Origin of the sequence: Pseudomonas sp. CROZ-RG-20F-R04-15 (assembly GCF_022662375.1) — a bacterium.
GTDB lineage: Bacteria > Pseudomonadota > Gammaproteobacteria > Pseudomonadales > Pseudomonadaceae > Aquipseudomonas.
The window spans coordinates 25,325-38,685 of the sequence record NZ_JAKNQL010000009.1 but is presented as its reverse complement, the minus strand read 5'-3'; the positions used below and the strand labels follow the sequence as shown (position 1 = coordinate 38,685).

Annotated in this window: 13 protein-coding genes; 10 read left to right on the top strand and 3 right to left on the bottom strand. The window is 48.5% G+C overall.

Annotation, left to right across the window (positions count from 1 at the left end; genetic code table 11):
- The first annotated feature begins 76 nt into the window (after window positions 1-76).
- Complete coding sequence (locus tag L8H52_RS14965; protein ID WP_242207679.1) at window positions 77-1,426, top strand: hypothetical protein; 1,350 nt, start codon at window positions 77-79, stop codon at window positions 1,424-1,426.
- Window positions 1,427-1,501: 75 nt separating this feature from the next.
- On the opposite strand, the gene L8H52_RS14960 is transcribed toward L8H52_RS14965, so the two are convergent.
- The gene (locus L8H52_RS14960; protein WP_242207678.1) at window positions 1,502-1,846 is read right to left on the bottom strand and encodes a hypothetical protein; all 345 of its coding nucleotides are present in this window, start codon (window positions 1,844-1,846) and stop codon (window positions 1,502-1,504) included.
- 127 nt (window positions 1,847-1,973) lie between these two features.
- On the opposite strand from L8H52_RS14960, the gene L8H52_RS14955 reads away from it, so the two are divergent.
- Entirely contained in the window at window positions 1,974-2,186 is a 213-nt protein-coding gene (locus tag L8H52_RS14955) for a hypothetical protein (protein ID WP_242207809.1), read from the top strand.
- Between the two features lie 273 nt (window positions 2,187-2,459).
- Complete coding sequence (locus L8H52_RS14950) at window positions 2,460-3,023, top strand: antitoxin Xre/MbcA/ParS toxin-binding domain-containing protein (RefSeq protein ID WP_242207677.1); 564 nt, start codon at window positions 2,460-2,462, stop codon at window positions 3,021-3,023.
- A 525-nt stretch (window positions 3,024-3,548) separates the two neighbouring features.
- On the opposite strand, the gene L8H52_RS14945 is transcribed toward L8H52_RS14950, so the two are convergent.
- Together L8H52_RS14945 and L8H52_RS14940 are read right to left on the bottom strand one after the other, a co-directional pair.
- Complete coding sequence (locus L8H52_RS14945) at window positions 3,549-3,998, bottom strand: hypothetical protein (protein WP_242207676.1); 450 nt, start codon at window positions 3,996-3,998, stop codon at window positions 3,549-3,551.
- A 78-nt stretch (window positions 3,999-4,076) separates the two neighbouring features.
- Complete coding sequence (locus tag L8H52_RS14940; RefSeq protein WP_242207675.1) at window positions 4,077-5,888, bottom strand: hypothetical protein; 1,812 nt, start codon at window positions 5,886-5,888, stop codon at window positions 4,077-4,079.
- Window positions 5,889-6,292: 404 nt separating this feature from the next.
- Between L8H52_RS14940 and L8H52_RS14935 the strand changes: the two genes are divergently transcribed.
- From L8H52_RS14935 to L8H52_RS14905, 7 genes are all read left to right on the top strand, one after another.
- Window positions 6,293-7,420, top strand: coding sequence for an ATPase (locus L8H52_RS14935; protein WP_242207674.1), 1,128 nt, complete (start codon window positions 6,293-6,295; stop codon window positions 7,418-7,420).
- Window positions 7,417-7,977, top strand: a complete 561-nt coding sequence (locus tag L8H52_RS14930; RefSeq protein ID WP_242207673.1) for a helix-turn-helix domain-containing protein — start codon at window positions 7,417-7,419, stop codon at window positions 7,975-7,977. The genes L8H52_RS14935 and L8H52_RS14930 overlap by 4 nt, the downstream gene beginning before the upstream one ends.
- Window positions 7,978-8,090: 113 nt before the next feature.
- On the top strand, window positions 8,091-8,426 hold the full coding sequence (locus L8H52_RS14925; RefSeq protein ID WP_242207672.1) for a YegP family protein: 336 nt from the start codon (window positions 8,091-8,093) through the stop codon (window positions 8,424-8,426).
- 256 nt (window positions 8,427-8,682) lie between these two features.
- Complete coding sequence (locus L8H52_RS14920; protein WP_242207671.1) at window positions 8,683-9,783, top strand: multiubiquitin domain-containing protein; 1,101 nt, start codon at window positions 8,683-8,685, stop codon at window positions 9,781-9,783.
- Complete coding sequence (locus tag L8H52_RS14915) at window positions 9,780-11,168, top strand: ThiF family adenylyltransferase (RefSeq protein ID WP_242207670.1); 1,389 nt, start codon at window positions 9,780-9,782, stop codon at window positions 11,166-11,168. The genes L8H52_RS14920 and L8H52_RS14915 overlap by 4 nt, the downstream gene beginning before the upstream one ends.
- Window positions 11,162-11,497 (top strand): DUF6527 family protein, encoded by a 336-nt coding sequence (locus L8H52_RS14910; protein WP_347340745.1) that lies wholly within the window; start codon window positions 11,162-11,164, stop codon window positions 11,495-11,497. The genes L8H52_RS14915 and L8H52_RS14910 overlap by 7 nt, the downstream gene beginning before the upstream one ends.
- A gap of 150 nt (window positions 11,498-11,647) precedes the next feature.
- Window positions 11,648-13,336 carry a hypothetical protein gene (locus L8H52_RS14905; protein WP_242207669.1) on the top strand — a complete coding sequence of 563 codons (1,689 nt, stop codon included), beginning with the start codon at window positions 11,648-11,650 and terminating at the stop codon, window positions 13,334-13,336.
- The last annotated feature ends 25 nt before the right edge of the window (window positions 13,337-13,361 follow it).

Here is a 13,361-nt window from a genome sequence, read left to right as displayed (position 1 = left end):
GAAATCTTATGAAGGGCTTGGATATTCATACTATTTCTGCACAATAAAATTTTTCGAAAATCACTCAGGAGCTGATATGAGCAGCGAAGCGGCAGCAACCTATCTCCCAGACTACCAAGTCATTAAATTTAAATCTTTATTTCAACCCTTCGCTGACCCTGAAAATTTAAGAGGTTTTGAAACGCCACAAGAAGTTGCCTTCTTTATTCATGAATGGATTCATTTTTTGCACAACATTTCAACATACCATGGCATAACTGCTTATTCTCACACCATACTTCTGTGGTCGAATGTACGCACTTACATTCACGATACCCTTCCGGCATCGAACATAGAGCATCTTACTGACATTCATAAGCAGCTATTGCATAGACTCAACGCTAGAACGCCTAAAATTAATAACATTCCCCAAAATGTCTCCAGCAGCGACATTAAGCTTTTATCATACTCACTAAAAAGCTGGTTTATTGACAACGACGACCGCTACAAATGCACGGAAATCATATGCAATGCAGAAATTTCAAATGCTCAAGAGTCTACCAGCACAATTCTCATCGGTAGTCATGAGATAGTAGAGTCCGTAGCATTTCTTCTTGAAGAGCGGTATCTCATAAAAAAACGAGAGCTTACTTCTGCGAGTCCGATACCCTATCATCTAGTCAATAAACTAGCATCCCTAACTGCACCCGACCTCAACAAGGAGGTCGTGTTAAAATGTGCACTGCTAGCACTACAACATATTGACCCGCCAGAGTGGTTACCCGACCTACTCAAGACTGCCCAGAAAGCTTACGAAGAAGACCTGGATCCAGATCAAATAATTACTAAGAAAGCCATCGATCACCTCAAACTACATGAAGGAGCAATTGCCAATAACATTGATTTTTTAGATAGCTTATTTTCTTCCGACGAGCCCGTTGCAAGAGCAGTAAAATATGCAACAGGAAAAATGCGTATCAATCTAAACCAGCGCCTAGTCGATCCATTTTTTGAAATTTCTCTGATTGACAATTTCGCATCGCAAGGCAAAGCAGCAATATTCATGTCGCTGGAAAAACACGGCACTGGCTTTTTAATTCAAGAACGAAGTGGCGATGCTGAAAAAATACTTAAAGACTTAACGTACAATATATCCATAGCTGACAAAGTAGACACTAAACTATCTTACGGCCGCCGAGTCGCGCTAGCTTCATTTCTATATACGTTCAGCTTCCTTAAAACAAACTCAAAAGACATTGAGCATCCTGAAAAATTAATCTGTCCATTTTATACCTGCTGTAGCAATAAACTTAGAAGAGAAAGTGCCATAACATGTAAAACTCGACCTTGGATTAGCCAATACTTAGCACTTGAAAATATGTGCTATTTCGGCAGAGCTGTGCTTAACAACACAGGCCGCGCTCGTGTCGAAAGCGACCAATTATAGCTAACCTAGGCGCGCATTTCCCTGCGAAGGACAAATGGAGTTAGCCCTTCTCACCTACCGCCTAGCCTAAACACGTTAGAGACCATGAGTCCAATAACCTCTGGCCATGAGACCATTTTGGTACTCACAACGGTATCCGACGCTCTTCTCATTATTGAAGATACCGACGTTTACTAATTTCGCATCAACGTCAACATTGATTAATTTTCCACCCCCGACATAGCTGGCGTGAACATTCACAGCCTGGGCGGCTGGGGCAGCGTTGATCATATTCGATACGCAATTATTCACTGTACCCTGATCGGTCCATCCAACTTTAGGATTTATAGTGCGATGAGCCGTGTCTGTAATAGTGATCTCAGTAGGAGTTGCGCATGCTATCAGCGATCCAAGTAGGAGGATGAGCAAAATCTGTTTCATTAATTACTCTCATTAAATTTTCTGTCGATTATAGTTGTAGGTCATTATGCGTGAAAAATCTATACATATCAGTCGAAAAATGGCGGCATACTGCTATGCTTTGAATTTATCGATAGGAATCGAAGCTATGACGGGTGAATATTCGCTTTCGGACCTGCTTGAACGCATGTATCAGAACCAGCTAGCGCTAGAGGCAGCGCTAATGGAGTTGACTCTCCTTAACGAAAAGCAGGGTTTTACTGACGCTGGCGAGAACGTCCGAGGCGCATTGTTCACAATTGGCGAGAATGCTGGTCATATTAAACAAGGTTTGGCGAAGCTACGAAGTAGGGATCTTTAACTCAATGCTGCCATGCCCGCTAAAAAGTTAAATGCCCCCCCCCGCAAGCCGCCTCCCTAACTGAGTCTAAAGCCATATAGAACTTTGCAGCGCAGCGAAGCAGAGGTCCAAAAAATCTCACCAAATTTGTTGACCCTCCCGCTTACGCCTGGCAGGCAACACGAGCATAATCGGGTGACTCAAGCGACGAAGCGAGAGCCACAAGTCATGAGAAAGCCTTGGAAGATTAGATGCGACGACACCGGGGACGATACCGGAGATGGGATCGTCATTTTGCCAACCGAACTGCTAGCGCAAACAGGGCTTAGTATTGGCAGCGTATTGACCGTCGAATTGATTAACGGAGTCATGGTATTGCACCCAGAGGGCAGCTCGTTGACCCCATCCTCGTCGGCAGAAACTCTGCGAGGAGACCCTCATCGCGCTTATAAACTGCACTTGGAAGCCTACCTATGTATACCCGCCGGAACGGCCGATAAGACTATTCATGAACGGATCAAGGCAGGCTTCCCTGCTAGCTTACTTCAGGCATTGTGCGAGCAGGGAGTAATCACTCTAGACGAGCGCAATAGGATCATTCACTACCGCTCACTTCAAGCACGCTTGGCGAAAAATCAGCTTTTGACAACCATTGAAAGTGATCGGATGTATCGCGCAGTACATGTGGTCGCGATGGCAGTTGCAGTCTTCCATGATCTGGAAAAAGCTACCCGTTGGTTGTCGAAACCAAAGTCTCATCTATCGGGTTCAAGCCCATTCGAGCTACTTTCCACAACCTCTGGTTTGCGCCAAGTGGAGGAAATGCTAATTCAGGTAAGTGAAGGCTTTTATAACTAATGAAAACTACCGCGCGACCTTAATCATAATTGAGCTTCAGAAATTTTCTGGTGCCAAAATACAATAGCATAGCGCACCTTATTATATGATTGAAGAACACTTCCTAACCATTTCATAATGGTCCGGTGCCAATTCTAATATAATCATATTCATGAACCAATAGTGCAACTAGAAAGCGTCGTCCCTCAGCATGCTCATCCACGGAAATCTCATCAAGAAAAAAACGTTACACATGGGATGTTAGGCGCTACCGCTAAATGATGCAATGCGACGAGTTAGATGCATGATGTCAGCAGATTTCCATGTTTTCTCGCACGATTCATTAAGCCAGCCCAAGCCATTGTTTTAACATCAGTCCAGTCAGATTCTTCAAATCAACCAATGTGGCCTTTCATCACCTATCCTTATTTTATCGTGAACTTTTTTCGAATATTTTTCAGCATTCAGTACAGATATGAACATGCCATATATTCAGACAAGGCGGACTTGGATAATTCCTAACACCCCAGCACACCTCTCTTTAGACTAAAGACTAGGTGTCTTTTTAACGCCATCGTCATAGATCAACGTTACCTTGTTCATTTTTACCCAAGCGTGAGCGTCTTCCGGAAGCCAAGTCACTAACACCAACGCGACACAAGACTGGCAACTATCTTCAATATCGCTGATCATTTTATCGGTCCCCCACAATGCGAGGTATACCTTTTCACGCGTGTGTTTTTTTAGGGTCGTAGAACCACAAAGTGTGATTGTTTTACCATCACCGATGGAAACTGTACGATTTTTAATAAGCGCCTTAGCGATTTCTTCTGGCAAAACTTTAGTAAACAGTGTCCCATCGACATTACCAATGGTAGGAACTACGATTACACCAGACCCATTATTCAGACAAAGCTCAAAAAACTTCGCCAAGCCCTGTAATGTACCTTCGCGATTGTCCCCATAAGAAGATACCAAATAACGCTCACGACTCATTTCAAACTCCTTTTGATTACTTTAGTAATTAGAGTACGAAGAAATATCAGATTTCTCGACAGGCGAAGCGCCTATCCATCATTTTTGGCAGATAACGCACCCAAAAGCACCTACCTCGGTGCATGCTGCAAAAAAAGAGGAGAGCAGCCAGTACAGTTGGACGAAATAGGGATTTGCTGGCATTCCTTTCTTGATATCTCCAAATGCTTTTCCCACAGCCCTCTTGCTCAGCGAAGACGTAACAATGGCTACTCGCTTTGAGGTATGTGGAGCACTTCGGCAAAAGTCGACAGCTGATTTGACGCTCGCTGAATTCCCGCGACAAATTCGACTGATGTTGGTTCTCGAGTTTTTATTGGCGTAGTGAGTGTTCCATCTACGATATTTACCGCCCATGCGCGCGGCTGGTAGAGCGAGATTTCCTAGATTTTTGATTGCTTGGCTAACTGCGACGTGGAATGGACTTGCACCCAAAGAGAGAGGCCCATGCTTAGCATGATAAAATGTTACGCGCGGCGTCGAAGCGTTTGTTCGAAAGCCAATAAAATCGGCCCATTCTTCATTCAAGTCATCACAAACTAACGCGTCGTCGTCCAACGCTATGTTGGAAACCACCGCCCCAAAAGTCGTATTTGCGTCAAATGTAGTATGAGACGATGAAAACGTGCCTTTTTCATCAACAAGACCGGTAAGCGATGGGTGAGGGAAAAGGTAACCCAAAAAAATACTTCCTCCATCGATTAGAGAGTTGTCCTGATAGAGGCTTCCGTCAATGTAAGCCAGTTGTGGCTCTTCAAACAACAGAATAAATGCTTCGTTTCGATCAATATAGCGTCTCAGCGGCATCCGATCATTGTCTGCGCCAACTGCAAATTGTTTACTCTCAACAGCGATGCCTTGGATTGAAGGAAACTCAAGCCGTTTTAGTGCTATTCGAGTCTTGTTTTTAGCTATAACGCCCACCTCATTGCCGCTCGCCGGGTCAGTGATAACCCACCTGCTCCTCAAAACGCTCACCTCAAGCACACGGGTCAGTGTTTGGAGAACCGACTCAACTCTCGCCTTGCACAGCTCGCGATATCCACTGCCGACGGGTTCCACAAGGCGAATGGTTGCATCATCAAAGATAGCCTGACTTAGGATCGCCGTATCTATTGCGATTTGTCGCGGCGATGCAGTCAGTTGAGAAAGCTCAAGTGGCTGTGCAAATGCGTTTAAGAAGGGAGAGGACGAAGGCTTACCTGGCTTTGGATGAATTCGGTCGATAATGTCACGTGCGAATTCTATAAGGTCATTGTGCCCCGCACGATCTGACCGTAGCGAGATACGCCCTGTGCGTGGAGTCGTCGAATAGTGCTGGTTTGAAGCACTGAAGCTGTAGCCTAAGGGAGCAAAGCGGCTGGATGACGCGAAGCCAACATTGTTTTGCAGATCCACACCTTCCAACGTTTTGGCGCGCAAAGCTAGACGAGATACCGACATGTGTCGAAGGCGAACACGGTCAAAAACCGAATTCTTGCTTGTGAGGCCACGGTCGATTTGCTGCGCGCCTATTCGTACCAGATAGTCTTTTACAAAACCTGAGGTCAAATCGAGTTGCGACTTGAAGACCGCAACGTAATTAAGATATTCCACGATCAGTAGATAGCCAGTGACTCTGTCAGTCAACGTCGAGCCCGGCAAAAAAGTCGGGCTTCGATCAAATGAAAAACACAACGCAGACCAACGCGCTCCATTGTGAGATTTACGGCTGTGGGAAAAGTGATTTTTAGACGGATTGGACTGCCCGGCTCTGACATCTCGAAACAGTTCGGTAACTGCTTTGGCGGTCAGTGGCGCGCTCTGTTTGAAAAAATAGCAGGATTTGCTGGCTTGAAGCTCGTTGATCATGCCCGTATCCCTACGACTGCGGAATCGTCTGACAATTTCCTTGTATCCTGAATGTAGCCTAGCGCCATCATTAGTGTCCAGTGATTGAATGGCATGGGTGGAGGAGGTCAATTCACCCGCGCCACCCATCATCATCCAACGGCGACCGCTTCCTTGCGTTACAACTACACAGCCACGATGGATCCTGCTTGCCATACGGATCGTCTAGAAAAAACCTACGCAAAACAGATACGTAGTAGCATTTTGATCCCACGCGATCATGCGTATCATCCCGTGGTTTACGTCGAAGTGTAGGTTTGGTAGCCCAAGACTCACGCATGGTCTCCGAACCAAGTACGCTACGGCATTGACTCATTGCAGCGTCTTAACCTCAGTCGCTGCCACCAAGTAGTTTCGAGCGCTTTATGCAGAAAAGGATTATTCAGCTACTGAGCAAATTTCCCGGCTTGAAAGCGAGAGAAATAGCAAGCCAATTGGTATTAGAGCGTAAGGAGGTATCTCACCACCTTCATGAAAACCTTGAGATTTTTATCCAAGATCCTGACACATTCGGATGGTCGGTCATTAAGAGTGCCAGTTTCGTCATGGAGCTGACTTGCGGTGGAACCTGGCTGACGGATACTCACTTTGAAAAAGCCTTGAGTAAATCAGGGTCTCCACTTGATGCCGATCACGGCCATGTAACTATCAAGATTCCTGGCGAGCGCAAAATACTGCTGTGCGCAGCTGCAAAAATACTTGCGATAGCAAATCAACTTGCGGCGGCTAAGAAAAAAGTAGAACTGGATTTCTCTGAAAACAAAGCAGCCCTTTCTTATTTAAATCGTGCAGGTTTTGTCGACAGACTGGATTCGACAGTTAAAATTCTACCAAAAAAACCTTCTAGCTCAGCCGCTCAACGCTACAACGCCAACAATATCGGCCTGGTCGAGTTTTTAGAAATTAACGCTTACGGGGATAACAGTGACAATGTCCCCGAGCGGCTCAAGAATAGCTTTATTGAAGCTTTTGGCAAAAACAACTCAAACAAACTGTTCACCGTAGTGTCTGAGTTCGTGGCCAACGTCGAAGAGCATTCAGGAACCGTAATCCCCGGTTTCGCCGGGCTTCAGTGTTATGGTAGTGCTGATAAAAGAGCGAAAGTTATCACCGTGATTTCAGATTCCGGCAAGGGAATTTGTGAGACGCTACGTCCTGCTATCGATGAGCACCTCCCGCTATTGGCAAAAAAATTCGATCCCTCGCTGCCAGTATCGGATCCAAAACTCATTCTCCACGCCATCTTAAAAGGCGGCCTCAGCAGCCGGGAGGGCGGCGGAGGAGCCGGACTACATAATAGTCATTCGAAAGCTGTTGAACTGAACGCAACCATTAAGATCAGACAAGAAAACTTTTCTGTGTTGATGGAGTATAAAGCGGGAGTTTTGGAGAATAAGTCCTGGACATTAAATCTCCCGAAACTGATCGGAACTCACATAGTGTTTGAATTCAGCTTGACAAAAACACAACCTCTGCTTAAACTCGAGCCATGAACGAGAAAACTTACATTATAGCCCTGCGGGACTTCACGGACGAAATCAACCCCTACGGAACTTCAAGGGGTAAGCAAACATATGCCAAATTATTGGATCACATCGATAAATACAAAGATGCTTCCATAATTGGCGTATCGTTTTCTAACTTAGAAGGTGCTGACACTTCTTTTCTCCGTGAGTCATTAATTTACATCATCAAACGCTATAGCAAAAAGATTACTTTTTTTGCGTTTGATTTTTTAGATGAAGATATATTTGAAAACTTAAATAGTGCTGCGGTGTCTGGAAAAGAACGCCTCACATGCTGGGTTGGCAGTCAATGCAGATTCGCCGGCCTGGAACCCACCGCTGCAAGCAAGCCTCTGCTTGAACTAGTGATCAGTCGCCGCTCAACCACCACCGCAAAAGTTGCTGAAGAACTCAGGATCAGCGTTCAAAACGCCAGCACTCGCCTAAAGCGCTTAGCCGAGGAAGGCTTCCTGATGCGCGTCGAAGAGGCTGCAGAGACGGGCGGCAAGGAATTTATTTACCAGGTTGTTGGAAAATCTGCTTAAAGGGCTTTCTTTAAACAGAAAAAGGGTCTAGGCTTCTGCTCAGGCCCTTTTTTTATTGCCTCTGTTAAACAGGTTCATTTACTGAGATAGGTTGAGAGCGGGTCGGAGGAGTGATGAGGGCGCGTTTCGAGATCAAGTGGGCTACCAGCGATGGAAGGTACTTTCATCTGAAGGCTCCCAACGGAGAAATCATCCTTTTCAGCGAAACCTACAAGACGCTGGCAGGTTGCGAAAATGGCATTGACTCCTGTCGCGAGCACGCTCCGTACGACAGGTTTTACGGAAGGTTCGTAACAAAGGGCGAACAGTTCTCCTTCCATGTGAGAGCTGCGAACAATCGAATCGTCGGGCAGAGCGAACTCTACGATTCAGCGCACGCACGTGAGGCCGGCATTGCCGCAGTGAAACGGCATGCCCCACAAGCGGATGTGGTTGACCTAACAAAATAAGGCGCGCAGCAAAACGCGCCTCACACGAATAGGAAGCGGCATGAAAAGGAATTTGAGTAGACATCGAAGGAAGGAAAGCTAAAAGCGCAATTGCAGTTGCGCCTTAGCTCAAACACGAATACGTCTGTGCTGGATGAGTATCTTCGTGCGTTGCCGATCGGTCAAGTACTGATCGTGTTCCCTCCAACGTGAAAAGAAGTGGCCTCGTTTGGGGTCATTAACCGTCCTCAGGGGCAACCGTTTGGAGAAACAAACCATGCAAGCTACGTCCCAAAACCACCACAGCGGCTTCGTCATCGAAGTGGCTGGCAAAAACCTCGACTTCCGCAAGGTAACTATCGAGGATCAAACGCCCACTGGCGCGCAGATTGCGGCGGCGGCTGGCTTCAAACCGGATCAACTGGCCATCGTATTGCAGCTCCTCGCTTCCGGGGCCATGGAAGACATCCGTCCTGATGAGATCGTCACGCTCACCCAAGAACCGATCCGTTTCCTAGTCGCAGAGACGGATCGCACCTACTTTCTCACTGTAGATGGCGCTCGCCTGGAATGGCCATTTCAGCAGATCACTGGCTATCAGGTTCGCAAACTGGCAGAGGTCGGTGAACACAAACGCGTGCTGCTGGAGCGCGAGGACGAGGCCGACTTGGAAATTCAAGCCACCGACTTCGTCAACTTGGACCAGTCGGGCATTGAGCGCTTCGTTACCCGTAAAGCTGTGTGGAAGCTCAACGTTCAAGGGGTCATTCTTGAGATCGAGACTCCAACAATTTCGGTACGCGACGCCGTAGTACGCGCAGGCATGAACCCAAATGAAGGCTGGCACATCTACTTCAAGGTCGAAGGTCAATCAAAGGTGGAGAAGTCGCTCGACGACATCATCGACTTGCGGACACCGGGCATCGAAAAACTGCGCCTGACACCCAAGGATGTGGGTAATGGTGAGGTACCTGTGCCGCCACGTCGCTTTTTCAGCTTGCTCCCTATCGATGAGCAGCATCTGGATCAGACTGCGAGCCACTGGGAAACGTGTTTGACCCCGGAGGGGAACCGTTGGTTAGTGATCAACGATTATCCGTTGCCGCAGGGCTATACACATCAACACGTGCGGCTGGCACTCCTGATCCCGGCAGGGTATCCCTCCACAGAAATCGACATGTTCTACCTGTACCCAGCGGTCGGCCTCACCAGTGGAGTCGCCATCCCTTGCGCGGATTACACAATGGTAATCGATGGGGTGTCTTTCCAGCGGTGGTCTCGTCATCGCAGTACCCATCCATGGAATCCAGCTACCGACAACGTCATTACTCACTTGGCACTGGTTGAGGGCTGCCTCCTTAAGGAGACTGGTGAATGAGTATCGACTCTCGTCTTGTATTGACGGAGGAGATTCATGCCTCGCTTCGGGAACATCTGTTCCCGGGCGACGGCCTGGAAGCCGCCGCCATCCTCGTGTGCACGCGCTTTGAGGGAGAGAATCTAAAACTGCTCTCGAAGCACCTAATAACCGTGCCGTACGCCGAATGCGAACGGCGTGATGCTGACTATATAAGCTGGCCTGGCCGGTATCTCGAACAAGCCATCGACCTTGCTGAGAGTGACTCGCTCTCTATTATCTTGGTTCACTCCCACCCCGGCGGCTACTTCGAGTTTTCCGAAGTAGACGATCAAAGCGATGCCAAAACCATACCGTGCTTGATTCAAGGCGTTGCCGCCATTCATGGATCAGCAATCATGGTGCCAAGTGGCGCGATGCGCGCTCGCGTCTACGATCTGAAAAGCCACTGCACACCGGTCGCTCTAGTTACGGTTGCGGGCGATGACATCAAATACTGGCAGGGATCTGTCCCATTGCCAGAGCAACCCGTGGTCGCGTTTACCTCGGGTATGACAGCAACCCTAAACCGACTGAGCGCCGTCGTCATTGGGGTCTCTGGCACCGGCTCGATCGTGGCCGAACAAGTCGCAAGACTTGGGTTCGGCGAGGTCATCCTCATTGATCACGATCAGCTTGAAGAGAAGAACCTCAACCGGATTCTGAATTCCACACTTCAAGATGCCCTGGCGGGTCGGCCAAAGGTGGAAATGTTCGCGCAAGCCATGAACCGTATTCGCGCGGTACCGTTCACCAAATCAATCAACGCCTCCATCCTGACACGTGAAGCGGTTCTCGCAGCCGCAGGCGCCGATGTCATTTTCTGCTGCGTCGACACTCACCAGGCGCGGATGGTCGCGGATCTGATATCCACGACGTTCCTTATTCCGCTGTTTGACGTGGGAGTGAAGATTCCTACTCGTAAAGATGGTGATGATCACTGGATCATCACGGACGTGGTCGGCCGGATTGATTATGTGAAACCCGGTGGCTCGTCACTGGGTGATCGCGGCGTTTACACCCCTCAAACGTTGCTAGCCGAATATCTTCATCAGGTGGATCCGCAAGCGCACAAGGATCAAGTGGAGCGCGGATACATCACCGGTATGCAGGAGGAAGCGCCTGCTGTGATCACGCTCAACATGCGTGCGGCATCAGCGTGCGTATCTGAATTCATCGCGCGAGCCTTCCCATATCGAGAAGATGAGAACGGCAAATATGCGCGAACTATTTTTACGTTATCGGGCTGTGAGGAAGACTACTTCAACGAAACAGCCTACTCCCCTAGCCCGAAATCCCAGCTCGCCCAGAGCTGCAAAGAGCCGCTGCTCGGCCTTCCTGACCTGAGTGCGAGGAAACCATGCTGAAAAAATTATTTCAGTACGTTGTGAGCAAGCTAGACCCATTGCTTCCGGCGAGAACGCTCGTGGTGATCGAAGGGGATTCGTTGCCAGCAAAAATGCCGATGCGATCACTCATTTTGGCCAGAGATGGGCAAGAGGACTGGTGTGTGGGATTCAAATGCCCATGCGGTTGTGGACACACTATTGAACTCCTGTTGATCGAGGAAGCCCGGCCCAGATGGGATTGCGAACTTGATAAGCACGGTCATCCCTCTCTCCACCCTTCCGTATGGCTAAAAAGCGGCTGCAAGTCTCACTTTTGGATTCGTCACGGAAAAGTACATTGGGCTTAGTCCCAGACCTCAATGTTTCACCTAGCCCTGCATAACGCCTTCCGCTTGAGGTAGGCGGTTTTATGCAGGATTAAGAGCGGAATTTTCAGACTAAGGGGCTGTAAAGTGGGGCCAGTTAAACGTGTTGAGTTCTCCTATCCACGATCCGATTTGACTCATCCCGACTCTGGCGTGGCGCGCCTTAGCGGTAATTACATCGTCTGGTCGTATGCCCAAATCCGGCACAACATTCGTGCCCGCTCCATGCCTCTTGTGGATGTGTATTTCCGTTCCTTGAAAAAGAACGTTCCCTCGGCAGGCCAATTTGTGAGCCTACCACTGAGCACCATTCCTCACTATCGGATCGGAACGATCTGGAGGCGGGGTAAATGTGTGTCGGACACATTGATGCAAGAGAGAAAATTCGATGTGGATTTCTCTCCGGAAGGCTGGAGTCTGACATCTCGGTTGGAGCTCAATCAGATGGGTATGGGCCACATCTTCGCTGATCAGGATTACCCCCTGCACTACGGCGAGCGAGACAGCATGAAACTGATCAACTTCAAGCTGCCAAAAGGCAATCTGCTGGTTTCTTGCGTTGACTATTTTGCTAGAGCCTATGCTAGGAACATGGATGTCTGCCGGGCATTGACCACTCTCAAATGGTCAGACGTGATGGACGTGCTTTATGAAGACCCGCGACCTTCTGCTCACCAGTGGCTGGTCAAACCGTCTCGCAGAATGCGTAACTACGATGCCGTGTATTTGGCTCATCTTATGTATGACAGCTACACCGAGATGCGCACAAAGAAAATCAATTCACAGTTTGCTTCCCGATCCCCGCTACAAAAGGTGAACTTGGAAGCGGAACCGTGGTTTACCGGCCCTGGAACGCTAGAGTGCCGAGGGAAGTGGATTAACGGCGGAAAAACATTTCTTTGCCTCGATTTAGTGGGCTCCAGCGAACCCATCGGGGAAGACATTCAGTGGCAAGCTTTAAAATTTGACTCTACCGATGGGAAGGAGGGTGCTGGGAGATTGGTCATGCCACGTCCGTTAAGATCTGCACATGCTGAAGAGTTTCTTCAGGAACAGTCTTATGTTGAACCTGACAAGCACTCAGAAATCACGGTCGTCAAAGCTCCACCCTTCAAGGCATTGGGGAAGAGGAGGAAGGTTGTCAAAACCAAAAAAATTGTTCCCACAGATAAAGGGAGGCTTGGCCCAAATCCACCAAGGCCTGACTCCCTGGCAGACGGCGACGGTGTCGGTTCCGGCAAGAACGTCGGCAAGGCAGAGCACGTTGCAGAAGCCAAGTTGGAGTCTCACGGGTTTCTGCGTGATATCTGGAACGCTTTCGCATCTCTGAAAAAATGCGAGAAGAACAAAATCACGCGCTTGGATTGGTATACCCCCACTGATGGGTTCAGCTCGAGTGAGCCAGCCAAAGTACTTGTGCTGGCTCCCATCGAGAACTCGAAGATTCCCAGTGATGTACGCAGCTGGGTCTACCTCGACCGAGGCACCAATCAGTTGCGCGGCCTATTGGTGCTGCGCATCCAGATCGCCAATGTGGACTACTTCTGCTTCGAGACCCAGCGTAAGGAAATCGAAGGTGATCAAAGCTCAGGGCGTGCAGGGCTATTAATGAAATCGCACGTGTCGAGCGAGGAAGAGTTTTCACAATTCGTAGAGAAGTTGAGCTCCTCAATCCGGTACAAAAAGGGCGTCTTTAAAAATATGGCCAACTTCTTCCCCCAAGGCTTCGAAACCTTTAATCACACCCAGAAAGACAAGCAGGTTCGTTATCGCAACCGGCTAATAGGTGCGTTTAGAAAGCTGGGAGTGGAGCTTGTATGAGTGCCACCTGCGCAGCAGTGCTCCA